26 protein-coding genes are annotated in these 26,979 nt (G+C 66.6%); 17 read left to right on the top strand and 9 right to left on the bottom strand.

Annotated features, from left to right (window positions below; genetic code table 11):
- Positions 1–121 precede the first annotated feature (121 nt).
- Entirely contained in the window at positions 122–1,084 is a 963-nt protein-coding gene (locus JQ639_RS07595; RefSeq protein ID WP_211965522.1) for an AraC family transcriptional regulator, read from the top strand.
- A 103-nt stretch (positions 1,085–1,187) separates the two neighbouring features.
- On the opposite strand, the gene JQ639_RS07590 is transcribed toward JQ639_RS07595, so the two are convergent.
- From JQ639_RS07590 to JQ639_RS07570, 5 genes are all read right to left on the bottom strand, one after another.
- Complete coding sequence (locus JQ639_RS07590) at positions 1,188–1,937, bottom strand: ABC transporter ATP-binding protein (protein ID WP_211965520.1); 750 nt, start codon at positions 1,935–1,937, stop codon at positions 1,188–1,190.
- 1 nt (position 1,938) lies between these two features.
- On the bottom strand, positions 1,939–2,646 hold the full coding sequence (locus JQ639_RS07585; RefSeq protein WP_211965518.1) for an ABC transporter ATP-binding protein: 708 nt from the start codon (positions 2,644–2,646) through the stop codon (positions 1,939–1,941).
- On the bottom strand, positions 2,643–3,683 hold the full coding sequence (locus JQ639_RS07580) for a branched-chain amino acid ABC transporter permease (RefSeq protein ID WP_211965516.1): 1,041 nt from the start codon (positions 3,681–3,683) through the stop codon (positions 2,643–2,645). Before JQ639_RS07580 ends, JQ639_RS07585 begins: the two co-directional genes overlap by 4 nt.
- Positions 3,680–4,543, bottom strand: a complete 864-nt coding sequence (locus tag JQ639_RS07575) for a branched-chain amino acid ABC transporter permease (RefSeq protein ID WP_211965513.1) — start codon at positions 4,541–4,543, stop codon at positions 3,680–3,682. The genes JQ639_RS07580 and JQ639_RS07575 overlap by 4 nt, the downstream gene beginning before the upstream one ends.
- 85 nt (positions 4,544–4,628) lie before the next feature.
- Positions 4,629–5,879: an ABC transporter substrate-binding protein gene (locus JQ639_RS07570; RefSeq protein WP_211965511.1), complete on the bottom strand. Its 1,251-nt coding sequence runs from the start codon at positions 5,877–5,879 to the stop codon at positions 4,629–4,631.
- A 323-nt stretch (positions 5,880–6,202) separates the two neighbouring features.
- Here JQ639_RS07570 and JQ639_RS07565 point away from each other — a divergent pair, with 323 nt between their 5' ends.
- The 3 genes from JQ639_RS07565 to JQ639_RS07555 all read left to right on the top strand — a co-directional run bounded on the left by JQ639_RS07565 (position 6,203) and on the right by JQ639_RS07555 (position 7,983).
- A complete protein-coding gene (locus JQ639_RS07565; protein WP_211965509.1) occupies positions 6,203–6,736 on the top strand; it encodes a 2,4'-dihydroxyacetophenone dioxygenase family protein in 534 nt (177 codons plus the stop codon).
- Positions 6,737–6,821: 85 nt separating this feature from the next.
- A complete protein-coding gene (locus JQ639_RS07560; protein WP_211965507.1) occupies positions 6,822–7,580 on the top strand; it encodes an SDR family NAD(P)-dependent oxidoreductase in 759 nt (252 codons plus the stop codon).
- A 256-nt stretch (positions 7,581–7,836) separates the two neighbouring features.
- The gene (locus JQ639_RS07555) at positions 7,837–7,983 is read left to right on the top strand and encodes a hypothetical protein (RefSeq protein WP_211965505.1); all 147 of its coding nucleotides are present in this window, start codon (positions 7,837–7,839) and stop codon (positions 7,981–7,983) included.
- Positions 7,984–8,137: 154 nt separating this feature from the next.
- Here the strand turns inward: JQ639_RS07555 and JQ639_RS07550 are convergent, their stop codons facing one another.
- Genes JQ639_RS07550 through JQ639_RS07540 form a run of 3 tightly spaced genes read right to left on the bottom strand, consistent with a single transcriptional unit; the run spans position 8,138 to position 11,171 of the window.
- Positions 8,138–8,926, bottom strand: a complete 789-nt coding sequence (locus JQ639_RS07550; RefSeq protein WP_211965503.1) for an SDR family NAD(P)-dependent oxidoreductase — start codon at positions 8,924–8,926, stop codon at positions 8,138–8,140.
- Between the two features lie 17 nt (positions 8,927–8,943).
- The gene (locus JQ639_RS07545; protein ID WP_211965501.1) at positions 8,944–9,771 is read right to left on the bottom strand and encodes a molybdenum cofactor biosynthesis F family protein; all 828 of its coding nucleotides are present in this window, start codon (positions 9,769–9,771) and stop codon (positions 8,944–8,946) included.
- A 2-nt stretch (positions 9,772–9,773) separates the two neighbouring features.
- Positions 9,774–11,171 carry a transaminase gene (locus JQ639_RS07540; RefSeq protein ID WP_211965499.1) on the bottom strand — a complete coding sequence of 466 codons (1,398 nt, stop codon included), beginning with the start codon at positions 11,169–11,171 and terminating at the stop codon, positions 9,774–9,776.
- A 208-nt stretch (positions 11,172–11,379) separates the two neighbouring features.
- On the opposite strand from JQ639_RS07540, the gene JQ639_RS07535 reads away from it, so the two are divergent.
- The 9 genes from JQ639_RS07535 to JQ639_RS07495 all read left to right on the top strand — a co-directional run bounded on the left by JQ639_RS07535 (position 11,380) and on the right by JQ639_RS07495 (position 22,686).
- Entirely contained in the window at positions 11,380–12,063 is a 684-nt protein-coding gene (locus JQ639_RS07535) for a helix-turn-helix transcriptional regulator (protein WP_211965497.1), read from the top strand.
- Positions 12,064–12,244: 181 nt separating this feature from the next.
- Positions 12,245–14,245 carry a primary-amine oxidase gene (locus tag JQ639_RS07530; RefSeq protein WP_211965495.1) on the top strand — a complete coding sequence of 667 codons (2,001 nt, stop codon included), beginning with the start codon at positions 12,245–12,247 and terminating at the stop codon, positions 14,243–14,245.
- A 141-nt stretch (positions 14,246–14,386) separates the two neighbouring features.
- Positions 14,387–16,057, top strand: a complete 1,671-nt coding sequence (locus tag JQ639_RS07525) for an amidohydrolase (RefSeq protein WP_211965493.1) — start codon at positions 14,387–14,389, stop codon at positions 16,055–16,057.
- A gap of 4 nt (positions 16,058–16,061) precedes the next feature.
- A complete protein-coding gene (locus JQ639_RS07520; protein ID WP_211965492.1) occupies positions 16,062–17,234 on the top strand; it encodes a CobW family GTP-binding protein in 1,173 nt (390 codons plus the stop codon).
- A gap of 29 nt (positions 17,235–17,263) precedes the next feature.
- Positions 17,264–18,445, top strand: coding sequence for an ABC transporter substrate-binding protein (locus JQ639_RS07515; RefSeq protein WP_211965490.1), 1,182 nt, complete (start codon positions 17,264–17,266; stop codon positions 18,443–18,445).
- Positions 18,446–18,535: 90 nt separating this feature from the next.
- Complete coding sequence (locus tag JQ639_RS07510; RefSeq protein ID WP_211965488.1) at positions 18,536–19,405, top strand: branched-chain amino acid ABC transporter permease; 870 nt, start codon at positions 18,536–18,538, stop codon at positions 19,403–19,405.
- On the top strand, positions 19,392–21,107 hold the full coding sequence (locus JQ639_RS07505; RefSeq protein WP_211965486.1) for a branched-chain amino acid ABC transporter ATP-binding protein/permease: 1,716 nt from the start codon (positions 19,392–19,394) through the stop codon (positions 21,105–21,107). The genes JQ639_RS07510 and JQ639_RS07505 overlap by 14 nt, the downstream gene beginning before the upstream one ends.
- Positions 21,104–21,814, top strand: a complete 711-nt coding sequence (locus tag JQ639_RS07500) for an ABC transporter ATP-binding protein (protein ID WP_211965484.1) — start codon at positions 21,104–21,106, stop codon at positions 21,812–21,814. The genes JQ639_RS07505 and JQ639_RS07500 overlap by 4 nt, the downstream gene beginning before the upstream one ends.
- 170 nt (positions 21,815–21,984) lie before the next feature.
- Positions 21,985–22,686 carry a glutamine amidotransferase gene (locus JQ639_RS07495; RefSeq protein WP_211965483.1) on the top strand — a complete coding sequence of 234 codons (702 nt, stop codon included), beginning with the start codon at positions 21,985–21,987 and terminating at the stop codon, positions 22,684–22,686.
- Positions 22,687–22,702: 16 nt separating this feature from the next.
- Here JQ639_RS07495 and JQ639_RS07490 read toward each other — a convergent pair whose 3' ends face one another.
- Positions 22,703–23,638: a LysR family transcriptional regulator gene (locus tag JQ639_RS07490; protein ID WP_211965481.1), complete on the bottom strand. Its 936-nt coding sequence runs from the start codon at positions 23,636–23,638 to the stop codon at positions 22,703–22,705.
- Positions 23,639–23,811: 173 nt separating this feature from the next.
- Here JQ639_RS07490 and JQ639_RS07485 point away from each other — a divergent pair, with 173 nt between their 5' ends.
- Genes JQ639_RS07485 through JQ639_RS07470 form a run of 4 tightly spaced genes read left to right on the top strand, consistent with a single transcriptional unit; the run spans position 23,812 to position 26,965 of the window.
- Positions 23,812–24,696: a fumarylacetoacetate hydrolase family protein gene (locus JQ639_RS07485; RefSeq protein ID WP_211965479.1), complete on the top strand. Its 885-nt coding sequence runs from the start codon at positions 23,812–23,814 to the stop codon at positions 24,694–24,696.
- A 20-nt stretch (positions 24,697–24,716) separates the two neighbouring features.
- Entirely contained in the window at positions 24,717–25,298 is a 582-nt protein-coding gene (locus JQ639_RS07480) for a VOC family protein (protein ID WP_211965477.1), read from the top strand.
- Positions 25,295–25,720 (top strand): nuclear transport factor 2 family protein, encoded by a 426-nt coding sequence (locus JQ639_RS07475; RefSeq protein ID WP_211965475.1) that lies wholly within the window; start codon positions 25,295–25,297, stop codon positions 25,718–25,720. Before JQ639_RS07480 ends, JQ639_RS07475 begins: the two co-directional genes overlap by 4 nt.
- Positions 25,721–25,756: 36 nt before the next feature.
- Positions 25,757–26,965: an ABC transporter substrate-binding protein gene (locus JQ639_RS07470; protein WP_211965473.1), complete on the top strand. Its 1,209-nt coding sequence runs from the start codon at positions 25,757–25,759 to the stop codon at positions 26,963–26,965.
- Positions 26,966–26,979: the final 14 nt, after the last annotated feature.

Here is a 26,979-nt window from a genome sequence, read left to right as displayed (position 1 = left end):
TAAATTGATCTCTCGGAATTGAAGTGAAACCGCTCAGGACGTTCAGACATGCTCCTGCCATCCCGCCCCTCCCGTGCATCGATCGCATGCACGGCTGAACCCCCGATGCAGGATTGACCTGATGCAGAAGATGATCGTGTCTACGACCGACCTGCCGGCCGGGATCGACGACGAAGCGCGCTTCAATGCGTGGCACGATGCCTTCCGCAGCCGGTTCGGTGCGGCGGAGATGTCGCAGGTCGGCGATGGTCCTTTTCACGGCGAATGGGTCGTTGCCCCCTTCAAGGAAACGCTGCTGGGCTATTTCAAGGGCACGCCGATCTCGGTGGCGCGCTCGAAGCAACAGGCGGGCGCGCTCGATGGCTATACGCTGAGCTTCAATTTCGCATCCCACGCCTCGTCGCTGCTGTTCTCGTTTCCGCAATCCGACCGCGAAGCGCTCCTCACCCAGGGCCAGGCGGTGCTGTTCCGCCCTGGCGAAGCCTGGCGCTGCGAGCCCGCCGAGAACTGCCTGTCATTCCGGATCCCGAGCCGCGCGTTGCAGGGCCTGGTACCGAACCCCGGCGACCTCTCCCACAGTCCGATCGACGGTTCGCTGCCGGCGATGATCCACCTCCGGCGCTATCTCGGTATGCTGATCGCCAATGACGGCATCCCGGACGATCCGGCCTTGCGGGAGCATATCGAGGTGACGCTCATCGACCTGGTCGCGCTGGCCGTCGGCGCGGAGCGCGATGCGGCGATGCTCGCGCGCACCCGCGGCCTGCGCGCGGCGCGATGCACCGAAATCCTGGCCGAGATCCGCGACGGCTTTGCCGATCCGGTCTTCTCGATCCAGCGCGTGGCAGTCAGGCTCGGCGTGTCCGCGAACTACGTGCAGAAGCTGCTGGCGGAGACCGGCACCGGCTTCAGCGAACGCGTGCTGGAACTCCGCCTGCAGAAGGCGCGTACGATGCTCGCCGATCGCCGCAATGATTTGCTGAAGATCAGCGACATCGCGCTCGCCTGCGGCTTTAACGAAGTGTCCTATTTCAACCGCTGCTTCCGCCGCCGCTTCGGCGAGACGCCGACGGCGGCGCGGTAGGTCATCGCACGGGGCCAGCACGCGGTCGGAAGCCCTGACCCAGTGTGGCGGCGCTCACCCGGGCTATGGCTCCGCGATCGGAGTTGCGCTTGCCGCGCCCAACCTAAGACGTTTCCGCCTCGGCCAGGCGCTTGCCGCCGGCGAGGTAGGCGCTGTGCAGGATGTCCGGATTGTCCTGGAGCGTTGCGGCGCTGCCGCTGAAAACGATCCTTCCGCGCTCCAGGACATAGGCTTGGCGCGACAGCGATAGCGCCAGCGTCGTAAACTGCTCGATCAGCAGGATGCCGGTGCCGCCGGCGGTGATGCGGGGCAGCGTCTCGGCGAGGCGCTTGACGATCGCGGGGGCAAGGCCGAGCGACAGCTCGTCGATCAGCAGGAAGCGCGGCCGGGCGATCAGCGCCTGGCTCATGCTGACCATCTGCTTCTGCCCCCCCGACAGCGCTCCGCCGGCGATGTCGAGCCGCGCCTTCAGCTCCGGGAATAGCGCCAGAGCCCGCTCGATCTCGTCGGCGAGAATAGCTGTGGTGTGCATGCTGCCGGCGGCACGCAGGTTGTCGCGCACCGTCAGCGACGCCAGAATGCGATGCCCTTCCGGTACCACGGCGATGCCGGCGCGGCGTACCGTGTCGGGCGGGCGGCCGTCGATGCGCTGGCCATCGAAGATGATGTGGCCGGTGGTGACGGGAAGGGCGCCGGCGATGGCGCCGACCAGCGACGACTTGCCGGCGCCGTTCGCGCCGACCAGCGCGGTGACCTCGCCGGGGGCGATGTCGAGCGAGACGCCGTGCAGCACCGCCTTGCCGGCACGGTGAACCACGAGGTCGCGGATCTCGACGCGGGCGGTATTCGTCATGTCATGCGTTTCCAAGATAGGCTTCGCGCACCACCGGCTCGTCGAGCACGGCGCGGGTCGGTCCGAGGGCGAGGCGCTTGCCAAAATCGAGCACCAGCGTCTCGGTGCAGGTGACGGCGATGAGGTCGACGTCGTGGTCGATCAGCAGGATCTGCGCCCCGAACGTCGAGGGGATGCCGACGATGCGCTGCTTCAGCAGCATCGATTCCGCCTCGTTGAGGCCGGCCGCCGGCTCGTCCATCAGGATCAGGCGCGGCTTGCCGACGAGCGCCTTGGCGATTTCCAAAAGACGCCGCTCGAACAGGTTGAGCGCCGCTCCCAGGGTCTGCGCCACAGAGCCGAGCCCGACATAGTGCAGTGCGCGCTCGACCTGCTCCTCCGGCGCCGAGCCGCCGCGCGGCATGTGGTCGGCGATCGCCAGCACGTTGTCCCAGGCGGTGAGGTCGTCGGCGATCTGCTCGGTCTGGAAGGTGCGGCGCAGGCCGAAGGCGACGCGCCGCGTCGGCGTCAGCGCCAGCAAGTTGGTGCCGTCGATGTCGATCGCGCCCTGGCGCGGCCGCACGAAGCCGGAGAGGACGTTGAGCAGGGTGGTCTTGCCGGCGCCGTTCGGGCCGATCAGCCCGACGATCGGCGCGGCGAGGTCGGCGGACAGCGCCTCCAGCGGGCGGACCGCGCCGAACTGGACGGTGACATCGCGGATGCGGATCATCGCGCTGTCCTCCCGGTGAGGCGGCCGATGCGCGCGATCAGGTCCGTGAGCTGGCCGGCGACGCCGGTCGGCGCGGTGATCAAGGCATGCAACAGCGCGGCGCCGAAGAAAATCATCGCGACATTGCCGTCGACACCGTAGTCGGTCAGCAACGACGGCACTGCGCGCAGCAACAGGCCGGTAATCACCGCGCCAACCCAGTTGTAGACGCCGCCGACCACAGTGAGCGCGAATAGGCTGAGGGATTCCGAGGCTGGGAAGGCGCGGCCGTCGAGCTGGCCGACGCCGCCCGCGAGCAGCGCGCCGGCCACCCCGGCGAGAAAGCCCGCGAGGGCGAATGCCCAGGTCTTGTACAGCAAAAGGTTGACCCCGGAGGCGAGTGCCGTGGTCTCGCCGGCGCGGATCAGCGCCCAGGCGCGGCCCGGCCTGGTGCGGCGGTGCAGCTCGACCAGCATCAGGCCGAGCGCCAGCACGCCCACGCAGTAGACGAAATAGGCGCTGTTCGAGCCCGCGATTGCCGGCCGCGCCATCATCAGCCGCTGGGTGGCGTCGGCGCGGCCAAGAAAGCCGGGGCCGCCGTCGGGATAGCCCCAGGCGTTGATCAGAACCTGGAAGCCGCCGGCCAGCATCAGCGTGACCAGCGCGAGATACAGTCCTCGCAGCCGCAGCGCCGGCAGGCCGCACAATACGCCGATCGCCGACGACGCAATGCCGGCGGCGACAAGTCCAAATTCGAAGGGCAGATGCAAGGCGAAGCCGAGCCGCAGCGCCACCCAGCCGCCGACGCCGAGCAGGCTGTACTGGCACAGCGAGACGAGGCCGAGCTGGCCGTACAGCAGTCCGACGCCCGACGCCGCCAGCGCGATCGCGGTCGCCGACGTCAGGGTCGAGATCCAGTAGCCGTTGGCGAGCGCGGCGACGACCAGCGCGGCGGTGATCAACGCCAGCGGGATGACGACGATGTTGCGGTAGCGGTCAAGACCCGGACGGCGGACCGCCACGACATCGCCGACCGCACCGGCGTCCAGGGCACTCATCGCTGCTCCATCTTCAGCTTGGCGGTGGTGCTGAGCACGGCGACCGCGATCAGGGCGACCACGAAGGGCGTGGCGGTGCGATAGGCGGCGATCGCCGGAAAGATGCTGAGGCAGGCCTCGATCACGCCGATGACAATGCCCGCGATAGCCGTAACCGTGAGCGACGACAGCCGGCCGAGGATCGCCGCCGCGATGGCCGGGATCACCAGGAAGGTCAGCTGCAGGCCCTGCAGCCGCACCATGTTGGCGAGCAGCACGCCGCAGATGCCGGCGGACACGCCGCTGATCACCCAGGCGATGGTCTCCACCTTCACCACGCGAATGCCGAGCAGGCCGGAGAGATCGCGGTTGTCCGCCAGCGAGCGCATCTGCAGCCCAAGGCGCGTGCGCGCCAGCAGGGCGCTGATCGCTGCGACGATGACGATCGCAAGGCCGATTGCCAGCACCCGCGTCATGGTCAGGCGGGTGTCGAACAGGTCGAGATAGGTGCGGTCGGTCGGCAGCGTCAGGCGGCGCGGGATTTCACCCCACATCCAGCCGATGAAGCCGAGCAGCACCAGCGCGAAGCCGAGCGTACCGGCCGCGCGCACCACCGGATCGCGGAAGGCGAGGCGCGGCGCGACGAAGCGGCCATAGGCATACGAGCCGGCGGTTGCGACCGCAATGGCGGCGAGCCAGCCGAGCGGCGCAGCGTAGCCGGCATTGATCACCGACCAGGCGCAGAACGCGCCGAGCGCGCCGACCGCGCCATAGGCGAAGTTGAGAACGCTCGTGGCGCGGTACAGCACCACGAGCCCGACCCCGGACAGGGCATAGACGGCCCCGATCCCGAGGCCGGACACGATGAAGGGCAGCAGCATGCGATCAGGTCAATCCAGAGGTGGCGAGGGGGGATAGCAACGCCCGGAAGGCAGGCGAACCCGCCTTCCGGGACGCGCTCCCCATTCAGCGGACGATCCCCGCCTTGCTTTCGTACGCACGGATGTCGGCGAGCTCGGGATCGACAATCTTGGCGCAGCCGGCGACCGCCTTCCAGGTGTTGCCGCTGGTGACCGAGGTCCGCAGCGTGTTGTTGGCGTTGTGTCGTGGCGCGTCAGCGCCGTAGTACCAGGTGCTGCAGAGGATATCGCTCTCGAACCTGGTCACGCCGCGCAGCGCAGTGGTGACGCTGTCGCGGTCGATCTTGGCGGGATCGAGCTTGAGCAGCGTTTCCGTCGCGAGGCGTGCGGCGAGGTAGCCGGCCTGGGCGAAGGTGTCGCGCGGCACGTCCTTCGAGGCGTACGTGTCCATCACGCCGAGCCAGTTGGTGTTGTCGGCCTCCTTGGAGTCGAGCGGCTGGAATTCCATGTTGACCACGAACTTGCCGTCCCAGGCAGCGCCGAGCGCGCCCGGCACGTCGTTGCTGTAGCCCGACGCCGCGGAGCCGAACTTGATCTTGTCGATCAGGCCCTGCTGTTCGGCGGCGACCATCAGCGGCAGCATGACGCCCTTGGGCATGCCGAGGATGATCGAATCCGGCTTAGAACTCGCCGCCTGCAGGATGGTCGAGTTGGCGTCGGACGAGCCGGGATCGACCAGGATGGTGGTTGACTTCAGGCCGTTGGCCTTGGCCCAGGTCTCAATGCCGTCGCACGACCACGCGCCGACATTGGGAATGTTCGGCGCCACGCAGACGAAAGTCTTGGCACCATAGGCTTCGTGGATGTATTGCGCGGCCGCGATCGAAGACAGCCGCGGCCCGGCGTTGAGCGGCGCGTAGTTCTTGGCCGTGAAGCATTCGCGGGGAACGCCCACGCCGGCGATCACCAGCGTGTTGCTGGCCTCATAGCCCTTGGCGTTGGCGGCGCATTCCACGAAGCTGGAATTGCCGACCATCGCCACCACCTTCTGGTCGTCGACCAGCTTGGCACGCAGTTGCGCGGCGGTTTCGGGATTCCACTGATCGTCGCCGATGATGTAGTTGACCGGGCGGCCGTTGATGCCGCCGTTGTCGTTGACGCACTTGAAATAGGCTTCGGCGGAGCGGGCCGAGGCGCTGAAGTCGTCGGGACCTGTCTTGCTGACGATGGCGCCGATGTTGATCGGCGCACCGGTTGCCTTATGGCCGTTGCTCAGTCCGCACTTGACCGTGGCGGCCTGGCAGTCGGTCATGGCGGCGAAGCCGATCAGGCCGGCCACTCCAGCGGCCGTTGTCATGAGTGAACGCGATAGACGCGACATCAAAGTCTCCCCCTCAAATTCTGCCCGCGACGGGCAGCGTTATGAAAATCATTGAAAGCATGCGGTGTCGGCGTTCGACTGCGACGATCACCTGGTTCCGTCGGACGCTCTCGGGCCTGCGACGGAATGTCCCGTCAGCCTAGATTCAACGGGGAGGCGAGGGGAACGAGGCGTCTTGATCGGGCGGGAATGATCATTTGACCAGAAGGGATTTGGACCACGCCTGAGGCTACCGGGCGCCGGTTCGGCCATCTAGAACAACGCCACTGCCGATTTGGACAACTCAGGAGACAGTTAGAATGCCGGAGGCTGCGACGAGCGAATTTTGGCGTGATCTGAAGCCGATCACGAAGGTCTTTCAGCCCGATGCGCTGCCCGAGGTGTATCTTGCCAATGCGCCGACCGACGACGAACGCTACTACGTGCCGTTCACCGACACGGTGTTCTCGCGGCCGCTGTGGATCTCGCCGAGCCAGAACAAGTGGTGCGATATCCTGATGGCGAAGAAGGCGGGCCTGGTGAACCGCCACTATCATCCGCATGAGGTGTTCGCCTACACCATCTCCGGCAAGTGGGGGTATCTCGAGCACGACTGGACTGCGACCAAGGGCGATTTCGTTTACGAGACGCCGGGAGAGGGCCACACGCTCGTCGCCTATGATCACGAGGAGCCGATGCGGGTGTTCTTCCAGGTCAAGGGGCCGTTGATCTGGCTCGACGAGCACGGCGAACCAAACGGCTATTTTGACGTGCACCAGTATATCCAGATGTGCCGCGACCACTACGACAAGGTCGGCATCGGCGCCGATTACGTCAACAAGCTGTTTCGCTGATGGCGGCGACGGGGCTTTGGCCTCGCCGATGCCTGCAAGCGATTGATCGGAGAGCGGCGCGCCGCGCCGCCGGGGGAGAGTTGTGATGGGTTTGCTCAACGGCAAGACGTGTATCGTGACGGGCGGCGCCGGGAGCCTTGGTATTGCGGCCGCGCGCCTCTTTCTGAAGGAAGGTGCGAGGGTGATGCTGCTCGATCGCCGCGAGGCCGAGCTGCGAACGGCGGAGGCGAGCCTTGCCTCGACCGATGTCGTTGGTATGGCGGTGGACGTCACCGACCGCGCGAGCGTGGAAGCCGCGCTCGACGCAGCGGTCGCGCGCTTCGGCAAGATCGACGTGCTGTTCTCGAACGCCGGAAATTTCGGCACGGTGCGGCCGATCGCCGAGTACCCAGAGGATGTGTTCGACGCGGTCTATGCGGTGCACGTCAAGGGGGCATTCCTGATGTGCAAGCTTGCCGCTCCTCGCATGAACGACGGCGGCAGCATTGTCATCACATCGAGCGTCGCCGGCACGCGCGGCGATCCCGGCGTCTACGCCTACATCACCGCCAAGCATGCCCAGGTCGGGCTGATGCGCTGCCTCGCCAAGGAGCTCGCTGGCCGCCGCATCCGTGTCAACACCATCCATCCCGGGCCGATCGCCAACGATTTCCAGCAACGGGTCGAGGACGATCTCAGCGAGATCATCGGCCGCAACGCCACTGAATTCTTCGACAGTCAGATCCCGCTCGGCCGCCACGCCTCGCCCGACGAGGTCGCAAAATCCGTCGTCTATCTCGCGTCCGATCAGAGCAGCTTCACCACCGGCGCCATGCTGATGGTCGATGGCGGCATGAGCGCGTGAGCGCTGACGTCGTCGTTCGAGCGACGTCAAGGGCATCCTCGTTACGTCAAGGCCATGACTCATCGCGGCAAGATCAGTGGTCGAGATTCCGGGGGCGTCGCGTAGCCTGTCATCGGACAGCGCTGCGAGCGGACCCGTCGTCGACGCCCCGGAATGACCAGGAGACGGGACAACGTTCGCCGCTTCTCTTTGCGTCATCACCGGGCCGGCGCGCAGCGCCGTGACCCGGTGATCCAGCTTCGGATGCTTCTGCCGCTTGGAGAACAAGCTGGATGCGCGGGTCAAGCCCGCGCATGACGCATTGAATGTGGTGGGCGGCGGCAACGGAATCGAAATGCCGGCGATAATAGTCGGAGCGCACGGTGGATCGGTACTTCACGGCTCGTCAACGCTGCAAGGCTGATCGCGCCACCCTCGTTTTGTCCTTCCCCGCCCACCTCTCCACAAAAAGATGCCCGGCACGGAGGCCGGGCATGGAGGGAGGAGCACGCTTGGAAAGCCTCGGGAAACGGCGCGGCGGAGCGTGTGGCCGCCGGGCCGGAGCTGGTCCAATATCCTTAGTCGGCAAAGCCGATGGTCGGCAGGTCCACCACCGAGGAGCCGCCATCGACCGGAAGCATCGCGCCGCACACCATCGCCGCTTCGTCGGAGGCGAGGAAGCAGATGACGTTGGCGACCTCGTCCGGCTCGGCCGGACGCCGCATCGGCACGTTGCGGGTGACGAGCTGGTAAGCTGCCTCGATCGAGGGCAGGCCATGCTTCTGGATGATCACATCCATCTCGCCGTCGGCCATGTCGGTCTTGACCCAGCCCGGGCACACCGCATTGGTGCGCACGCCGCGCGGGCCGAAGTCGCGCGCCAGCGACTTGGTCAGGCCGACCAGGGCGTGCTTCATGGTGACATAGCCTGCCACCTCGGGTCCGGCGAACAGCCCGGCGAGCGAGGATACCACCACGATATTGCCGCGCCGCTTCTGCAGCGACGGCAGCGCGGCGCGCGCTGAAACGAAGGCGGTGTCGAGGTTGGAGTGAGTGGCCTGACGCCAGGTGGCGTCGTCCATCTCCTCGACGGTGCCGAAGCCGTGGCCGCCGGCATTGGCCACCAGGACGTCGAGGCCGCCGAACGTGTCCAGGGCGAGTTCGACTGCGCGGCGCATGTCGTTGCCATCGGCGGCGTCACCGACCGCGACCAGTGCGCCGGTCTCGGCGGCCACGCGCTCCAGCGGCTCCCTGCGCCGGCCCGTGACGATGGCCTTGCCGCCGTCGGCATGGAAGCGGCGGGCGACGGCCGCGCCGATGCCTGTGCCGCCTCCGGTGATCAGCGCCGTCTTGTTGGCGAAGCGCATGGAGAATCCTCTCCGCTCTAGAGTGTGTGGACGGTGGTGTTGACGAGCTTGCTGACGGCGCCGACCTGGAAGTTGCTGACGGTCGAGAGGCTGTCGTCGGCATAGCCGAAGATCTTGCCGGTGGTCTTCATCTGCTCGAGATCGACCAGCACCGCGCCGAGCGTCGGCACCACCTTCTCGCGCCAGATGAACAGGTAGAGCTTGTCGGCGATCTTGATGTAGTGCGCGCGGTCGACATCGGCGAGGCCTTTTTCGGCGCCGGACAGGCAATGCCAGGCATACCGATGTTCGTTGAGATAGATGTGCTCGTAGACTTCGTGTGGATTGTAGCGATGCTGCAGGCGGACGCCGGTCAGCTCGGTTGTCGCGGCATGATGCGCGGCGGCGGCGTCGAATGGCCGGTCGATCGAGGCGAACTGGATGTCGGCGCCGACCGATGTCAGTTCTTGCTGCTGCTGGGCCTGGCGGAAGATGCTGCGGTGGGCGACCTCGCCGGCCGGCAGTTGCGCCACGACCGAGGTCGCGACCTTGCGGTCGAGGTCGAGCACCAGCGACACCGAGGCCGGCGGCCGGGCGTCGGGCAACACGAAATCAACGAAATAGATGCCGGGCCGCAGGCAGGTGGCGAGGCAGTGGCTGTCGCCGCGGCCGGCCGGGCCGCTGAAGCTGATGGCGCCGTCCTTGCCGAATGCGCAAGTCGCGGTGCGACCGTCGGCGAAATGCAAGGTGAGCGTCTTGCCGTCGAGATCCGCGGAGCGCACGAGATTGTTGTTGTCGGGCGCGAAGCTCTGCGCCAGGGCGCCTACGGAAATCCAGTTGGTGGCGTCGGCAGAAGCGTTGGTCATGGTCACTCGTCAGTCGATGGGGAGGAGGTGAAGTCGGTGAGCATCTCGCCGAATACGCGGTCATAGGTCGCGATGTCGTCGAGGGTGGTGAACGGTGAGATCAGCGCCATGTTGTGGAATGGCGTCAGCAGCACGTTGCGGTTGGCGAAATAGAGATGACTGAGCAGCTCGATGTCGTCGGACCGGGCGCGCGCGGCCTCGCCGCCGCTGCGCGGGCGATGTGGCAGGTAGAGATACTCCACCCGCGCGCCCATGCGCGTCACATGCCACGGCAGGTTGAACTGCGCGATCCGCCGCGCGATGACCTTTTTCAGCGCTTCGGCCACCATCGCCATGTGGCGGTAGCTCGCCTCCGTGATGACCTCGTCGAGCGAGGTGCGGATGGCGCGCAGCGTCAGCGCGTTGGCGGCCAGCGTGCCGCCGAATCCGTAGTGGTTGATGCCGGGGCCGGCGGTGATGTGCTCCAGCGCCTTGCCGAGGTGCTCGCTCATGCCGTAGACGGCGCTGGGAATGCCGCCGGCCAGCACCTTGCCGAGCACCACCATGTCCGGGTCGAGGCCGAGCGCGCCGGTGCCGCCGGACGGACCCATGCAGATGGTGTGGGTCTCGTCGATGATCAGCAGCGTCCCCGTTTCGCGGGTCAGGCGGCGCAGGCCGTCGTGGAAGCCGTCGGCCGCCGGTACCATGCCGATATTGGTCATGTGCGGTTCGGCGAGCACGGCGGCGACGTCGCGGTCGGCGAGCGCCGCCTCGAGCGCGGCGAGATCGTTGAACTCCACCACCTTGGTGGTGCGGGCGAAGTCGACGCCGTTGGGATTGACGCCGTGCTGCGGCCGCATCGCGCCGTCGCGCAATTCGACCTGCGTCTCGTCGACCGAGCCATGATACTTGCCGTTGAACACCAGCACCTTGTCGCGCCCGGTAATCATGCGTGCGATGCGCAGCGCAAAGCGATTGGCCTCGGTCGCCGAGGTGGCGAGCTGCCAGTACGGCACGCGAAAGCGGCGGCCGAGCTCGCGGCTGACCGCGATGGCGTCGCGGGTCGGCAGCATGTAGGACGCGCCCTGGGTGATCGCCTCGCCGATGGTCTTGGCCAGGGCGGGATGGGCGTGGCCGAACATGCAGGCGGAATCGCCGAGGCAGAAGTCGACGTAGGTGTGGCCGTCGACGTCGGTCAGCCGCGCGCCTTGGGCGCGTTCGGCGAAGATCGGGAACGGCGTGCCCCACTGGCTCATCCAGTGCAGCGGCACGCCATGGGGCATGTGCTGCAGCGCTTCGGCGTGCAGCTGCTGCGCCCGCGGCCGTTGTTCCCGAAATTTCCGCTCTTCCCGGGCGCGCAGTGCCGCCAGAGTGTGCGGAGCGACACCGTGTGTGGCGTCGCCGTCTGCCGATAGCGCCATGCCGTCCCCTCAAGCTATGGTTGCCATGATCGGGAGAAACGGCCGGGATCACCATCAGCCGAATGGTTGATCGGGCCGCGGTGCTCGACAAAGGGCACTGTCAGTCAAGCGTGGCCCGCAAATTGCTTGACTGGACCATCCGACTACCGCAGCGTTCGTCCCAACGGGTGCATCAAGAATCCCCGGCGGGAGAGAGTTGGAGGGCACGATGGATATGATGACGGACGTCGTGGATCCGGCGGCGGAACGAACCATGCAATTCGCCAACGACGTGCTCGAGGCGAGCGGCGCGGCGTTCTACCGGGTCAATCACGACATGTCGCTCGGGAACTTTCTGCTGCGCGGCGTCCCCATGGACTTTCACCGCCAGTACGTCGAGCGGATGAACCGCTTCGATCCGCTGCATGTGCGCAACATGCAGGCGACGCGGCGGGGGGTGGCGCGGCTAACCGACGAGATCGCCACCGTCCACACGCCGGATGTCGAGACCTACCGCTCGTTCTCGTCCCATTTCGGGATCGGCGACATGATCGAGTTCTTCTTCCGCCAGGAGAGCCGGATCGTGGCTGGCATGAGCGTGATGTGGCGCGACGGCATGGCAATTCCCGACAGCGCCATGACCATGGCTGCCAAGATGCACGAATACATGGAGTTCACGCTGCTGCGTGAATCGACCATGGAGACCATCGATCGCAAGATCACGCGCTACGGCCTGACGGCGCGGGAGCGCGAGGTGATCGACCTGTTGTGCTGCGGCCGCACCAACCGCGAGATCAGCGCCTGCCTGACCATCAGCCTCGCGACGGTGAAGACCCATCTGCTGCACATCTTCGAGAAGCTCGGGGTGGAGAACCGCTCGGCGGTGGTTGCCCTGATGTCCCGGTTCCACTGAAACGGCCGTCGGCCGGAGCCCTTGCCGGCCGTTGCGGAATGCGCCGTCCCGTTGCCGCGGCCTGCGGCTGTCTCAGCGGCTGTCCCTGCCATGCTGCAGTGCGGTCGTCCACCGAACGGTTGATTTTCAACCGGGCCGGCCGCGCTGACACTCGCGCAGGTTCATCAAGGGTAAAAATGCCATGTCGCAAACGGACACCTGCGCCTGCGCCCCCGCGGCGGAAAAGGCCCTGGGGGTCGGTCATCCGCTCGATCCGCTGTCGCTCCAGGAAATCGAGCTGGCCACCAGCCTGCTGACGGCTAGCCAGAAACTCGGCCCGGAGACGCGCTTTGCCATGGTCCATCTGGCCGAGCCGACCAAGGCGGAGCTCGCCGCCCATGCCGGCGGCGCGGCGCTCGCCCGCCGGGCTTTCCTGCTGGTGCTGGATGCCCGTACGGGTGCCGCGCACGAGGCCGTGGTCGACCTGACCGCCGGGGCGGTCAGCCAGTGGGCGCGGCTGCCCAACGATGCCGCGCCTTATGGCCAGCCGCCGGTGATGCTCGAAGAATTTGCGCGCTGCGAGCAGATCGTCAAGGCCGATGAGGGCTGGCGGCGGGCGATGCGCCGCCGCGGCCTCACCGATGCCGACATGGAGCTGGCGCAGATCGATCCGTTCTCGTCAGGCTTCTTCGGTCGCGATGTCGAGAAGGGCCGCCGCATCGTTCGTGCTGTCAGCTACTATCGCTCTCACCTCAAGGACAACGGCTACGCCCATCCGATCGAGGGCGTGGTCGCGGTCGTCGATCTCGTCGCCAACCGTGTCACCGACCTTGTCGACGACGAGGTGGTGGTGCCGATCCCGCGCAAGAACCGCGACTACAATCGCGAATCGATCAGCGAGACCCGCACCGACATCAAGCCGTTGCACATCGTGCAGCCGGAGGGCGCCAGCTTTACGGTGGATGGCTGGGAGGTGTCCTGGCAGCGCTGGAATTTCCGTGTCGGCTTCACGCCGCGCGAGGGCCTCGTGCTGCATCAGCTGTCCTACGACGACAAGGGCAGGAAGCGCTCGATCGTCCATCGCGCCAGCGTCACCGAGATGGTGGTGCCCTACGCCGATCCCACCGCCAACCATTACTGGAAGAGCGCGTTCGATGCCGGCGAGTATGGCCTTGGCAAGCTCGCCAATGCGCTGGAACTGGGATGCGACTGCCTCGGCCATATCCGCTATTTCGACATTCCGGCGGCCGATGATCTCGGCCGTCCGTTCGTGATGAAGAACGCGGTGTGCATGCATGAGGAGGACTATGGCATCCTCTGGAAGCACTACGAGTTCCGCAACGACACCTATGAAGTGCGCCGCTCCCGCCGCCTGGTGATCAGCTTCTTCGCCACCGTCGGCAATTATGATTACGGCTTCTACTGGTATCTCTACCAGGACGGCACCATCCAGCTCGAGGCCAAGCTCACCGGCATCATCCAGACCGCGGCGGTGGCGCCGGGGGCGACCTATCCGTGGGGCGGTATGGTCGATGACGGTCTCGGCGGCCCGACCCACCAGCACTTCTTCAATGTGCGCCTGCACATGGATGTCGACGGCGGCGGCAACAGCGTCACCGAGCACGAGTTCGTGCCGCGGCCCTGGGGCAAGGACAATCCCTATGGCAATGTGTTCGACACCACCAGCCGCACGCTGCAGCGCGAGCGCGACGCGGCGCGAATCGCCGACGGCGCCACGGGCCGTTACTGGAAAGTGGTCAATCCGAACCAGAAGAACAGCGTCGGCAAGCCGACCGGCTACAAGCTGATCGTGCAGCCGAGCCCGCTGATGCTGGCGCAGGAGGGCAGCACCGTGCGCCATCGCGGCGGCTTCGCGACTCGTCATGTCTGGGTGACGCGCCATGACCCGGCGGAGAAGTATGCCAGCGGCGACTATCCCAACGTCCATGCCGGCGGCGACGGCCTGCCGCGCTACATCCAGCAGAACCGCGACATCGACAACCAGGACATCGTGCTGTGGCACTCGTTCGGCCACACCCATGTCTGCAAGCCGGAGGATTTTCCGGTGATGCCGGTGGAGTATGCGGGCTTCATGCTGAAGCCGAACGGCTTCTTCGACGCCAACCCGGCCATGGACCTGCCGGCCGAGCGCAACGCGCGCAGCGTCGACGGCCGCGACGCGAACGGCCATTGCTGCAGCTGACGGGGCACAATCCGGCGCCCGTGCGGCGCCGGACTTCGGCCGTGCGGCGGGCGGGACGGACGACACATCAGCCATATGGTTGATTGTTCGCGACGCGCCGACGGCAATGATCTGATGACAGTTGAACAGGACGTTTTCCCCATGGTGCAGGAGTCTCAGGCCGCCGATCTCGTGATCCGGAATGGCCGCATCTATACGGTCGATCCGTCACGGTCGTGGGCGAGCGCGGTCGCGATCAAGGGCGGTCGCATCGTCGCGGTCGGGTCCGAAGCCGATGTCACCTCGATGATCGGCAAGGCGACCCGGATTCTCGATCTGCAGGGCCGCATGGCGATGCCCGGCATCGTCGACGTTCACAACCACATCATGATGGGCGGGCAGGCCGATCTCTACGAGACGCGCTTTCCCTCGACACTGAGCATTCGCGACATCGCCGACCGCATCGCGGCGGCCGCCGCCAAGGCAAAGCCCGGCAGCTGGATCGTCGGCGGCCAGTGGGGCACCGATCAGCTGGGCCGCATCAACACCACCGAGGCGCTGGCGCTGCTCGATGCCGCCAGTGGCGACAACCCGGTGCTGCTGCGCGACGATACCTATCACAACCGCTGGGTCAATTCGGCGACGCTGAAGCTCGCCGGCATCACCCGCGATACGCCGAACCCCGAGCAGGGCGAGATCGGCCGCGATCCCAACACCGGCGCGCTGACCGGCGTGATGATCGAAGCCGCGTCGGGCCTCGTCGAGCGTGCGCTCGCCGAGTCCGGCCACTACACCGCCGAGATGGACCGCGCGGCAGTGGCCCGCTCGATCGCGCTGCTCAACTCCTACGGCGTCACCGGCTTTCTTGATGCGGCCAGCATGCAGCCGATCCTTGCGGCGCTGAAGGGCCTCGACGACCGTGGCGAGCTGACGGCGTGGTCGGTCGCGGCGATGCCGGCGATCGAGCCGTCATTCATGTTCGGCCTCGCCGGCGATGCGCTGTTTGCGCTGCGCGAGAGCTATCGCGGTGTCCATGCCAGGCCGGACTACGCAAAAATCTTCCTCGACGGCGTGCCGGGCGCCAAGACCGCCGCGTTCCACGAGCCTTATGTCGCCGATCCCATCCATGGCTGCTGTTTCCGCGGCACCACCATGCTGACGGTGCCGGACCTCGTGCGCTGGGTCGGCAAGTGCGAGAAGCAGAACATCGCGGTCAAGATCCACTGCGCCGGCGATGCCGCGGTGAGCCAGGCGCTCGACGCCATCGATGTCGTGCGCAGCTTCAACGGCCCGACCACGCTCGTCCACCACATCGCCCACGCCAGCTATATCGCGCCGCAGGACATCGCGCGTTTTGCCGCGCTCGGCGTCGCCGCGGACCTGTCGCCGATCATCTGGTATCCGACCGTGTTCCTCGAGGGCCACAAGGCGGCGATGGGCGAGGAGCGGGCAACGCGGTTCTGGCCCAACAAGAGCCTGCACGAGGCGGGCGCACTGATCGCCGGCGGTTCGGACTGGCCGGTGGTGCCCAACCCCGATCCGTGGACCGGCATCGAGGGCATGGTCACCCGCCAGAATCCGTCCGGCGAGTTCCCGGGCCAGTCGCTGTGGCCGGAGCAGGCGCTCGACCTCGCCACTGTGCTCGAGACCTACACCATCAGCGCGGCGCGGGCGATCGGCCTTGGCCGCACCACGGGGTCGATCGAAGTCGGCAAGTCCGCCGACATCATCGTGCTCGATCGCAACGTCTTCGAGACGCCGAATGACGAACTCGCCGACACCCGCGTGCTGACGACGTTGTTCGAAGGCCGCATTGTCTACGAGCGGGGCTGACCGTATGGCCGCAGCCGACCTCGTTCCCGTCACGGTGCTGACCGGCTTCCTCGGCAGCGGCAAGACCACGGCGCTGAACCATCTGCTACGGAAGCCGGAGCTCGACGGCACCGTGGCGATCATCAACGAGTTCGGCGAGGTTGGCCTCGATCATCTCCTGATCGAGACCAGCGAGGAACGCTTCGCGCTGCTCGACAACGGCTGCATCTGCTGCACGGTGCGCGGCGACCTCGTCGAAACGCTCAAGGACCTGCTGCGCCGGCGCGAGGCCGGCGACCTGCCACGCTTCTCCCGCATCCTGCTGGAAACCACCGGCCTCGCCGATCCGGCGCCCGTGCTCCACACCCTGATGGTCGATCCCGACATCGCGGCGCGCTACCGCATCGATGGTATCGTGGTGACCGTCGACGCGGTCAACGGCGAGGCAACGCTGCGCAGCTATGCCGAGGCGGTCAAGCAGGTCGCCGTCGCAGACCGTCTGCTGATCACCAAGACCGATCTTGCCGCGCACGCGACCGTGGAAAGCCTCACCACCCGGCTGTCCGGTCTCAATCCCACGGCCGACATTCTTCTGGTGCGCGATGGGGCGGTCGATCCGGCGGACGTGCTCGATATCGGCCTGTTCGATCCGGCGGCGCGCAGCGCCGAGGTTGTCGCCTGGTTCGCGCGCAGCGCTCCGTCGCTCGCCGCCGGGACGCCGCACCATCATTGTCATGATGCCGGCTGCACCGATCCGTCGCACGATCATCATGACCATGGCGGTCACAGTCATGGTGACCATGGGCACCATGGCCACGGCAGCCATCACCATGGCGTGCAATCGTTCAGCCTGCTGATCGACGGCCCGGTGGCATGGGAGCCGTTCGCGACCTGGCTCGACTACGTCGCCTCGCTCAAGAGCGAGGAGTTGCTGCGCTTCAAGGGCCTCGTCAATGTCGCGGAGAAGCCCGACCGCCCGGTGGTGGTCCATGGCGTGCAGCACGTGTTCCATCCGCCCAGAGATCTCGATGCCTGGCCGACAGATGACCGCACCACGCGGCTCGTCTTCATCGTGCGGGATATTCCGCGCGCGCTGATCGAGCGAACCCTGTGCAGGTTCGCCGCGATCGAGCCCGCGCGACTGCGCCAGCCGGCGGGCGCACACCACGACGAGCGCCGGCAGTTCGAAACGATCTGAACGACGACAAGCACCTAGGGGGAACGACAATGAAGCATTTGAGAACGATAGCAATGGCGGGGGCGGCCAGCCTCGGATTTCTGGCTCTCTCCGGACAGGCTTTTGCGGCCGGTCCGACCTGCGCGGGCGGCGCGATCAAGGTCGGCGCGGTATCGACCGTGACCGGCCCGGCGGACTTCAGCGAAGTGCCAAAGGCGACCGCGGCGGCGTTCGATCAGCTCAATGCCGCCGGCGGCATCAACGGCTGCAAGATCGATTACACCATCTCCGACGACAAGGCCGACCCGCAGGTTGCCGCCCAGGCCGCGCGCGACCTGATCGACAACAAGGAAGTGGTGGCTATGGTCGGCTCGGCCAGCCTGCTGGAGTGCCAGGTCAACGGCGCCACCTACAAGCGCAAGAACGTGATGTCGGTGCAGGGCCTCGGCGTCGATGCCGCCTGCTTCAACTCGCCGAGCATCGCGCCGGTCAATGTCGGCCCGTTCGCGCTGTCGACCGCGGTCAGCTATTATGCGACCCGCTCGCTCAACACCAAGAAGCTGTGTGCCTTCTTCATCATCATCGGCGGCACCCAGGAAGCCTACAAAGCGGCGCTCGCCAACTGGGAGAAGATCACCAGCCAGAAGATCCATCTGCTGGATCTGACGCTGCCCTACCAGGGCGATCTCACGCCGTACGTCATCAAGGCGCGTGATGCTGGCTGCGACGCCGTCATCAACAACTCGGTCGAACCCGGCGTCGTGCAGTGGGTCAAGACCGCGGAAGCGCAGAAGATCACCGGCATCAACTGGCTGTTCCTGGCGCCGGGCTACACCGAGCAGGTGGCGAAGGCGCTCGCCGACACCAACCAGCCGGTCTATGTCGGAACCGAATGGGAGCCCTACACCGAGACTGGCTCTGCGGCGAACAAGGACTGGATCGTGGCGATGAACGCTTCCAAGCGTCCGCTCACCGCGTTCTCGCAGGGCGGCTACCTCGCGGCTCAGGTGTTCACCGACGTCATCAAGAGCATCGACGGCCCGGTGACCCGCGACAGCGTCACCAGCGCGCTGCTCAAGATGAAGCCGGCAAAGTATCCGCTGGCGGGTTCGCCCTACATCTTCGGCGAGGACAAAACCCACTCGCCGATGCAGTCGACCAAGATCATGAAGCTCGATCATGGTGCCTGGAAGGTGCTGACGCCGGATTGGGTCGTGCTGCCGACGATGTAAGCATGGACGTCCGTTCGCGGACGAAGCAAGCTCAGGGATGAGGACGACAGGGCGGCGGCATGTCCGCCGCCCGAATTCTACGGAGTGACGATGAATGCTCTGCTGACATCCGCGGTTGCGGGACTGACCGCGGGCGGCGCCTATGCGCTGCTCGGGGTCTGTTCGGTCTTCACCTACCGCCTGGTCGCGGTGATCAATTTCACGGCCGCGGCGATCGGCGCTGCCGGCACCTTCGTGCTGATCGCGCTCAGCGAGGCCGGCATGCCGCTGTGGCCGGCGGTGTTTCTCGGCCTTCTTGCCGGTGTCCTGATCGGCGTTACCATCGGCTTCGTGATGACGCGCTGGTTCGCCGAGGCGACGGCCTCCAGCAAGGCCGCGGTCACCGTGGCGCTGCTGGTTGGCATGGTTGCGTTCGGCCTGCGCGTCACCGGCGGCCAGCATCCGCATCATTTCCCAGACCTGTTTCCGGGCTCGGCGTTCCGTCTCGCCGGCGTCGAGGTGACGAAGGCGTCGGCGCTGACCATCGCGCTGGCGATCCTGTTCACCGTGGCCTCGGACCTGTTCCTCAACCGCACCCGCACCGGCCTGCATCTGCGCGCGCTGTCGGAGCGGCCGATGGCGGCCGAGCTGATCGGCGTGCCGGTGCAGCGCCTCGCGCTGCTGGTATGGGGCATCACCGGCGCGGTCACGACCTTCTCGCTGATGCTGATTGCGCCGCAGCGCTCGCCCGATTTCATGTCGCTCAGCCTCCTGGTGGTGCCCGCGCTGGCAGCGGCGCTGATCGGCCTGTTCCGCAGCTTCTGGATGACGCTGATTGGCGGCATCACGATCGGCATGATCGAGGGCATGACCAGCGTGTTCGGAAGTCTCAATCAATACCGCGGCGCGGTACCGTTCCTGATCATTCTGGCGGTGCTGTTGTGGCTGCAACGGGGAGCCCGCTGGGATGAAGCACGCTAGTTTTCGTTCGAGCCTGGTGATCGTCCTTGCGGCGATCGTCGCGGGCGCGCTCATTGTCGGTGTGCTTCCGGGCTACTGGACTTATCTCGCGACCTCGGTGCTGATCTCCGGCGTCGCGCTGCAGAGCATCGGTCTCGTGTCGGGACGCACCGGCATGATCGCGCTGTGCCAGATGTCGTTCGCCGGCGTCGGCGCCTGGACGGTCGGCTGGCTCAACGTGGCCGAGGCGCCGGGCGGCCTGCCGCTGTGGATCCTGATCGGTGGCCTCACAGCCGTGCCGTTCGGCGTCGCCATCGGCCTGCCGGCGCTGCGCCTGCGCGGCATCAACCTGGCGATCGTCACGCTCGGCTTCGCCACCGCGTTCGATGCGGTGCTGGCCACCATCACCTTTCCGGGGCAGACCTCGTTCACCTCCGTGGTGCGGCCGGCCCTGTTCGACAGCGACGGCGGCTATTTCATCTTCGCGCTGATCTTCTACGTAATCATCGCAGTCGCACTCGAGTTCATCAGCCGTGCCCGCATCGGCGCGACCTGGCTCGCGGTGCGCCACTCCGAGCGGGCTGCGGCGGCCCATGGCATCAGCATTCCCTATGCCAAGCTCACCGCGTTCGCGCTCAGCGCCTTCATCGCCGGCATTTCCGGCGGCCTGCTCGCCGGCTATCTCGGCACGCTGGTGGCTGATAACTTCAACATGATGAGCTCGCTGGCGCTGTTCGCGGTGGCGACCATGGTCGGCGCCCAGTTCGCCGAGGGCGCGCTGATCGGCGGCATCATGATCACGGCGTTTCCGGAGATCCTGCGCCGGCTCGATCTCGGCCAGGATATCGGCAACGTGCTGTTTGCGTTCGGCGCCACCCATGCGCTGAGCGCCGGCGAGACGTTGAGCGAGGTCTGGCGGCGGGCGGTGCGCAAGCGGCGTCTGCGCAAGGCGGCAGAGGTCGGGGGCACGGCGACGCCGCAGTTCTCGGTCAGCCCGCGCGAGCGCGGTGGCATGCTGGAGACGCACGGCCTCACCGTGCGCTACGGCACGGTGGTGGCGCTCGACACGGTCGATCTGGTGGTGTCGCCGCAGTCGGTCACCGGTCTGATCGGCCCGAATGGCGCCGGCAAATCCACGCTGATCGACGCGGTGGCCGGATTCCTCGACGCCTATCAAGGCAGCATCCAGCTCGACGGCAAACCGCAGGAAGGGCAGCCGGCACATCTGCGGGCGCGCGGCGGCATCCGTCGCACCTGGCAGACCACCCGTATCGCGCCGGAACTGACCGTCGGTGAATACATCCGCCTGGCCGCGGGCGCGTTGTCGGACGCCGATCTCGAAGCGGTGCTCGCCTGGATGGGCTGTCCGCATCGCGACATGCTGGTCGCCGAAGTCGACGTCGGCACCCGCCGCCTGCTCGATGTCGCCGGCGTCGTCGCGTCACGGCCGGCACTGGTGCTGCTCGACGAGCCGGCGGCCGGCCAGTCCTACGACGAGACTCTCAAGCTCGGCCGCCACATCGCCGAGATACCGAAACTGTTCGGATCGTCGGTGCTGCTGGTGGAGCATGACATGGACCTGGTGCGGACGGCATGTTCGACCATCAACGTCCTGGATTTCGGCCGCCTGATCGCATCGGGCCCCACCGCGGTCGTGCTCGATGACCCGCGGGTGCGCAAGGCGTATCTTGGCATCGAGGAAGGCAGGACGGTGGCGGCATGAGCAAGCTCGAAGTCTCGGCGGTCTGTGTCGACCGCTCTCATCTGCCGGTGGTGCGGGACGTCAACCTGACCGTGGAGAGCGGCAAGATCAGCGTGCTGCTCGGCGCCAACGGCGCCGGCAAGACCACGCTGCTGGAGGGGCTGTCCGGCGTCATCCCGATTGCCAGCGGCCGCATTGCCGTCGATGGTCATGACGTGCAGCGGGCGCGGCCCGGTGAGCGGGTCCGTGCCGGGCTTGCCCATGTCGAGCAGGGCCGCACGGTGTTCCGCCAGCTCACCACCGACGAGAACCTGCGCGCGGGGGCGCGTTCGGCGGATGCGCTGGAGGAGGCCTATGAGCTGTTCCCGGAGCTGCGGCCGCGCCGCCAGATCAAGGCGGGGCTGCTGTCCGGCGGCGAGCAGCAAATGCTGGTGATTGCCCGCGCGCTGGTCGGCCGGCCCAAGATCCTGCTGGTCGACGAGATGTCGGCGGGGCTGGCGCCGGTGATCGTGCGGCGTCTGATGACCACGGTCCGTCAGCTCGCCGATCAGGGCCTCGCGGTGGTGCTGGTCGAACAGTTCGCCGAGCTTGCGCTCGCGATCGGCGACCGCGCCTATGTGTTGCGGCGCGGACAGATGGTCTATGACGGCTCGTGCAACGAACTGCGCGAGGCGCCGGACCGGTTGCACCAGCTCTACCTTGGTGCAGCGACCAGCCACGCCGCCTGAGCGGCGCTTGGCCGGCCGTCTGCGGAGCGGTCCGCTCCACAGTGCCCCGAGCGCAATTTTGTGCACGTTCGGCATGCGCGGTGCGTTCTGGCGAAGAACTTGATCGCCGTGCTATGTCCGCAAGCCCGCCGGGGCCCATCGCCGGGTCGGCGCGCACGAGGACATCGCCGATGCCGAAGACTGTCGTCGCCATTCGCCACGTTCATTTTGAGGATTTGGGCATCTTCGCACCGGCCCTTGCGGATTCCGGCTACGCCATCAGCTATCGCGATGCTGGCGTCGACGACCTCCGCGCCCCGGCGGTGGAGGACGCCGATCTGCTCGCCGTGCTGGGCGGCCCGATCGGAGCCTATGAGGACGACAAGTATCCGTTTCTCACCGAGGAGATCGCGCTGATCGAACAGCGGCTCGCCGCAGGCCGGCCGACGCTCGGCATTTGTCTCGGTGCGCAACTGATGGCCCGCGCCCTCGGCCAGCGCGTTTATCCTGGGCCCGCGAAGGAGATCGGCTGGGCGCCGGTCAACCTGACGGAGGCAGGGCGCGCCGGGCCGCTGCGACATCTCGACAACGTTGCGGTGTTGCACTGGCATGGCGACACCTTCGACCTGCCGGATGGTGCGGATCGTCTGGCCTCGACGGCGGTCTGTCTCAATCAGGCGTTCGCCATCGGCGCCAATGCACTGGCGTTGCAATTCCATCCGGAGGTCGAGGCGCGCACATTTGAGCGTTGGCTGATCGGTCATGCCGCGGAGCTTGCGCAGGCCAGCCTCACGCTGCCGGCGCTGCGGGCAGACACCCGCGCCTTCGCCGCTGCTGCCGATCGTCACGGCCGCGCCTGCCTCGACCAGTGGCTGCAGGAGCTGCGCGTCTGAGCGGGTGTCGGCGGCTTCAGGGTGATCGGAAGGAGGGGGCCGGACTTGCGAGCGGCGTGCTGTCGTAGGTCTGGCGCAGCAGTGCCACAAGGCGCTGCGACAACTCGGTCGGCTCGGCAATCCGGATGCATCCGATCGGCTGGCGCTCCTCGATCTGCACATACGCGATCTTGGCGAGGGTGCCGGCGCGCACCTCGTTGAAGACGTGGTGGGTCTGAAACGCCGAGACGAACTGCGACTGCGTCACGATCGAACGGCGCAGGTTGACGTCCTCGGTTTCCAGCGGCACGTCGAGGATGACGCCGGCCTGGGCGAAGTGTGCGTCGATGCGGGCGCGCGGCGTGGTGTCGCGGCCGCCGAGAATCCAGCGCGCGGCGCCGAGCTCCGCCGCCGTCGGCGCAGCGCTGTGGGCGAGCGGATGGTCGGGCCGGCAGTAGAAGCCGAACTCCTCGTAGTTGATCAGTTCCTGCACGAGGCCGGTGCTGTCCTTGTGGGTGAGAAGGGGGCCCAGCACCATCTCGACCTTGGCGGCCTTGAGCAGCTCGATCATTTCGGCCTGTGAGCCGACGACGACGCTGACGGCGACATTCTCGGCGGCGTAGAGATCGACGATCGCCTTGGCGACCAGTGCCACCGGATGCACCGGCACCGCGCCGATCGCGAGGTGACGGCGCTTGCCCGAGACATGGGCGCGGGCGTTGCGCTCGATCAGCTCGAGCTCGGCGCGCAGCCGGCGGGCGTGACCGAGGATGCCGAAGCCGAAATCGGTCAGCGTCACGCCCTTGGCGTTGCGCTCGAACAGCCGCGCGCCGAGCTGTTCCTCGAGCTCGCGAATCGTGCGGGTCAGCGCCGGCTGCGACACATGGAGCTGTTCGGCGGCGGCATTGATGCTGCCGTGCTCGGCGACGGCCAGAAACGCCAGCAGGCCATGGGTGTTCAGGAGGCGCGCCATCGCCCCCGCCGCACGGTGTCACGTTCATTCATTCCGTCCGGCTCCGCCCCGATCACTTTGCGCATAACCCTATCAGGTCTTTGTATTACCACGCGCGATTTGCGGGTGTTACCCCTCGACGGCTGCGACATGGTGCACATGCCGCGCTGCAAAAAGAAACGCCGGGGACCCGCATGCGACTGCTCACCTTCACCGATGATGGCGGCACGCGGATCGGCGTTCTCAAGGACGAGGCAATCGTCGATCTCGGCGTCGCGGCGCCGGAGCTGCCGCGCGAGATGGTCGCGTTCCTGGAAGCGGGCCCTGCGGCGATGACGCGGGCGCGCGAAGCGTCGGCGGCGGCGCCTGCAACGCTGGCGTGCTCCACCGTCATCATTGAGAGCCCGATCCTGCGTCCCCCGAAAATTCTTGCCACCGGTCTCAACTACCGCGATCACGCCATCGAGGTCGGTGGCCCCGACGCCAGATTTCCCGAACGCCCGGTGTTCTTCAACAAACAGTCGACCGCGGCGCGCGCGCCCTACGCGCCGGTCTATCTGCCGCCGGAATCCGACCAGCTCGACTACGAGGCCGAGCTTGCCGTGGTGATCGGCCGGCGCTGCCGGCGCGTCGCGGCCGAAGATGCCGCGAAGGTCATCGCCGGCTATACCATCCTCAACGACCTGTCGCTGCGCGACTGGCAGTTTCGTGCGCCGACAGTGCTGATGGGCAAGTCGTGGGACACCCATTGCCCGATGGGGCCGGTCATCGTCACGCCGGACGAGCTGCCGCAGCCGCTGGCGCTGGGCATCCGAACGCTGGTCAACGGCGAGATGCGCCAGTCGTCCAACACCGAGAACCTGATCTTTGATTGTGGCGCGCTGGTCGCGGCGCTGTCGACCGTCTTCACGCTCGAGCCCGGCGACGTCATCGCCACCGGCACGCCGGGCGGCGTCGCCGCGTTCCGGCCCGGCAAGCCATGGCTCAGGGTTGGCGACGTCGTGCGCGTCGAGATCGACGGGATCGGCCATATCGAGGCGCGGGTCGAGGCCGACCCGATCGGGTCGTTCATTCAATAAGGCAACAGGGGAGAGCGCAGATGAGCGGGACCATCGCGGGCAATGGGGAGCGCAGGATCGTTCCCGACCGGCTGGCGCATGTGGTGCTCAAGACCACAGACAAGGCGCGGCTGATGGACTGGTACGGCCGCGTGCTCAATGCCCGTGTCGTGTTCCAGAACGATTTCATCGGCTTCCTGACCTATGACGAGGAGCATCACCGCATCGCCTTCATCCAGATCCCGGGGCTGGAGGCGGCCAGCGCGAAGTCCACAGGGCTGCACCACATCGCCTTCACCTATGCCACCATGGACGAGCTTGTCGCCAACTACGAGCGGCTGGCGCGGGAGGGCGTCGCGCCGTCGCACTGCGTCAACCATGGTCCGACGATCTCGATGTACTACAAGGACCCGGACGGCAACGCGGTCGAGCTGCAGATCGACAACTTCGCCACCAATGAAGAGGTCGACGCCTGGTTCGCATCCGGCGAGTTCGCCGAGAACCCGATCGGCGTCGATTTCGATCCGGCCGAGTTCGCGGCCAAATTTCATGGCGGCGTGCCGGAGGCCGAGCTCAAGAAGCGTCCCAATATCGGGCCGCGCGGCCTGCCCAACCGGTCATGAGCGGCCATCCGGGCGATCGGGTCGACGGTGCGACGCGCACCGCGATCGAGGCCGTGCTTATCGAGTGGGCATGGCTGATCGATCATGGCCGCGCCACCGAGGCAGCCGTGTTGTTCACCGCCGACGCCGAGCAGTCCATCGCCGGGGTCGTGGCGAGCGGCAATGCCGCGATCTCGGCCGGGCTGCAGCGCCGCGCGGCGCTGACCCAACGCACCTCGCGCCATGTCGTCTCGAACATCCGCCTCGATCTGGCGGCGAACGGTGATATCGCGGTGTCGTCGATCCTGACGCTCTACCGCTCCGACGATGCCGCGTGGCCGGCGCGACCGATCATGGTCGCCGATGTCGCCGATACGTTTCGCCGCACCGACGACGGCTGGCGCATCCACACGCGTACGGTCAGTCCTGTGTTCGCCGACTGATCCCATTCGATTTTTGCCGAGAGAGGAAGATATCCGATGAGCCTGAGAAGCGTTGTTGCCATTGCCCTGGCGGGCGGCATGCTGGCGGGGGCAGCGGTGGCGGAGCCGCAATACGGGCCGGGCACCAGCGCGACCGAGATCGTCATCGGCAACACCGTGCCTTACAGCGGGCCCATCGCGATCGTCTCGACCATCGGCAAGACCCAGGCCGCCTATTTCAGGATGATCAACGACCGCGGTGGCATCAACGGACGCAAGATCCGTTACGTCTCCTATGACGATGCCTATTCGCCGCCCAAGACGGTGGAGCAGACGCGGCGTCTGGTCGAGGGCGACGAGGTCGCGATCGTGTTCGCCGGCGCCGGCACCGCGACCAACGCCGCCGTGATGCCCTATCTCAACAGCAAGCGCGTGCCGCAGCTGTTCCTGTCATCGGGCAATGCCAAGTTCAACGACCCCAAACGCTTCCCGTGGACCATGGCGTGGTTTCCGCAGGCCGAAATGGAAGGGCGGCTCTACGCCAAGTACGTGCTGGAGACCAATCCTTCGGCGCGCATCGCCGTACTTTACCAGAAGGACGACTTCGGCAAGGACATGGTCAAGGGGCTCAAGGATGGTCTCGGCAAGCACGCAAGCATGATCGTCGCCGAGGCGGGCTATGATCCGACGGATCCGACGGTGGATTCCCAGATCGCGACCCTCAAGGCCTCGGGCGCGGACGCGTTCATGAACTTCGCGACCCCGCGCACGGCGGCGCTGGCGATCCGGCGCATCGCCGAGATGGGCTGGAAGCCGTCGATCAACGCGCTGGCGTTCGCTTCGATCTCGGTCGGCGGCGTGCTCAAGCCCGCCGGCCTCGAAAACTCGGTCGGTGTCGTCTCGGCGAACTTCATGAAGGACCCGACCGACCCGGCCTGGGATGACGACGCCGGCGTCAAGACCTGGCGCGCCTTCATGGCGCAGTACTATCCGGATGCCGACATGACCAACGCGTTCTTCACCAGTTATGCCTACAGCGTCGCGCAGAGTCTCGTGCAAGTACTCAAGCAGTGCGGCGACAACCTGACGCGCGACAACATCATGGAGCAGGCGCGCAACCTCAAGCCGATCGACTACGACCTGATCCTGCCGGGCATCTCGATCAGCAGCAGCCCGACCGATTATACTCCGGTCAAGCAGATGCGGATGATGCGCTTTGACGGCACTCGCTGGACCTATTTCGGCGCGGTGATGAATGCGGATTGAGCGGCCGGACGGCA

It is taken from the genome of Bradyrhizobium sp. U87765 SZCCT0048 (genome assembly GCF_018131225.1).
Taxonomy (GTDB): Bacteria; Pseudomonadota; Alphaproteobacteria; order Rhizobiales; family Xanthobacteraceae; genus Bradyrhizobium_A.
This window is presented reverse-complemented; position numbering and strand designations above follow the sequence as displayed.

Excerpts from the sequence above, each read along its gene's own strand:
- JQ639_RS07470 (WP_211965473.1), top strand. The coding sequence starts at position 25,757 with ATGAGCCTGAGAAGCGTTGTTGCCATTGCCCTGGCGGGCGGCATGCTG.
- JQ639_RS07505 (WP_211965486.1), top strand. The coding sequence starts at position 19,392 with ATGAAGCACGCTAGTTTTCGTTCGAGCCTGGTGATCGTCCTTGCGGCG.
- JQ639_RS07570 (WP_211965511.1), bottom strand. The coding sequence starts at position 5,879 with ATGACAACGGCCGCTGGAGTGGCCGGCCTGATCGGCTTCGCCGCCATG.
- JQ639_RS07485 (WP_211965479.1), top strand. The coding sequence starts at position 23,812 with ATGCGACTGCTCACCTTCACCGATGATGGCGGCACGCGGATCGGCGTT.
- JQ639_RS07530 (WP_211965495.1), top strand. The coding sequence starts at position 12,245 with ATGTCGCAAACGGACACCTGCGCCTGCGCCCCCGCGGCGGAAAAGGCC.
- JQ639_RS07590 (WP_211965520.1), bottom strand. The coding sequence starts at position 1,937 with ATGACGAATACCGCCCGCGTCGAGATCCGCGACCTCGTGGTTCACCGT.
- JQ639_RS07515 (WP_211965490.1), top strand. The coding sequence starts at position 17,264 with ATGAAGCATTTGAGAACGATAGCAATGGCGGGGGCGGCCAGCCTCGGA.
- JQ639_RS07510 (WP_211965488.1), top strand. The coding sequence starts at position 18,536 with ATGAATGCTCTGCTGACATCCGCGGTTGCGGGACTGACCGCGGGCGGC.
- JQ639_RS07595 (WP_211965522.1), top strand. The coding sequence starts at position 122 with ATGCAGAAGATGATCGTGTCTACGACCGACCTGCCGGCCGGGATCGAC.
- JQ639_RS07490 (WP_211965481.1), bottom strand. The coding sequence starts at position 23,638 with ATGGCGCGCCTCCTGAACACCCATGGCCTGCTGGCGTTTCTGGCCGTC.
- JQ639_RS07535 (WP_211965497.1), top strand. The coding sequence starts at position 11,380 with ATGGATATGATGACGGACGTCGTGGATCCGGCGGCGGAACGAACCATG.
- JQ639_RS07575 (WP_211965513.1), bottom strand. The coding sequence starts at position 4,543 with ATGCTGCTGCCCTTCATCGTGTCCGGCCTCGGGATCGGGGCCGTCTAT.
- JQ639_RS07580 (WP_211965516.1), bottom strand. The coding sequence starts at position 3,683 with ATGAGTGCCCTGGACGCCGGTGCGGTCGGCGATGTCGTGGCGGTCCGC.
- JQ639_RS07475 (WP_211965475.1), top strand. The coding sequence starts at position 25,295 with ATGAGCGGCCATCCGGGCGATCGGGTCGACGGTGCGACGCGCACCGCG.
- JQ639_RS07560 (WP_211965507.1), top strand. The coding sequence starts at position 6,822 with ATGGGTTTGCTCAACGGCAAGACGTGTATCGTGACGGGCGGCGCCGGG.
- JQ639_RS07565 (WP_211965509.1), top strand. The coding sequence starts at position 6,203 with ATGCCGGAGGCTGCGACGAGCGAATTTTGGCGTGATCTGAAGCCGATC.
- JQ639_RS07525 (WP_211965493.1), top strand. The coding sequence starts at position 14,387 with ATGGTGCAGGAGTCTCAGGCCGCCGATCTCGTGATCCGGAATGGCCGC.
- JQ639_RS07550 (WP_211965503.1), bottom strand. The coding sequence starts at position 8,926 with ATGCGCTTCGCCAACAAGACGGCGCTGATCACCGGAGGCGGCACAGGC.
- JQ639_RS07500 (WP_211965484.1), top strand. The coding sequence starts at position 21,104 with ATGAGCAAGCTCGAAGTCTCGGCGGTCTGTGTCGACCGCTCTCATCTG.
- JQ639_RS07520 (WP_211965492.1), top strand. The coding sequence starts at position 16,062 with ATGGCCGCAGCCGACCTCGTTCCCGTCACGGTGCTGACCGGCTTCCTC.
- JQ639_RS07545 (WP_211965501.1), bottom strand. The coding sequence starts at position 9,771 with ATGACCAACGCTTCTGCCGACGCCACCAACTGGATTTCCGTAGGCGCC.
- JQ639_RS07480 (WP_211965477.1), top strand. The coding sequence starts at position 24,717 with ATGAGCGGGACCATCGCGGGCAATGGGGAGCGCAGGATCGTTCCCGAC.
- JQ639_RS07540 (WP_211965499.1), bottom strand. The coding sequence starts at position 11,171 with ATGGCGCTATCGGCAGACGGCGACGCCACACACGGTGTCGCTCCGCAC.
- JQ639_RS07495 (WP_211965483.1), top strand. The coding sequence starts at position 21,985 with ATGCCGAAGACTGTCGTCGCCATTCGCCACGTTCATTTTGAGGATTTG.
- JQ639_RS07585 (WP_211965518.1), bottom strand. The coding sequence starts at position 2,646 with ATGATCCGCATCCGCGATGTCACCGTCCAGTTCGGCGCGGTCCGCCCG.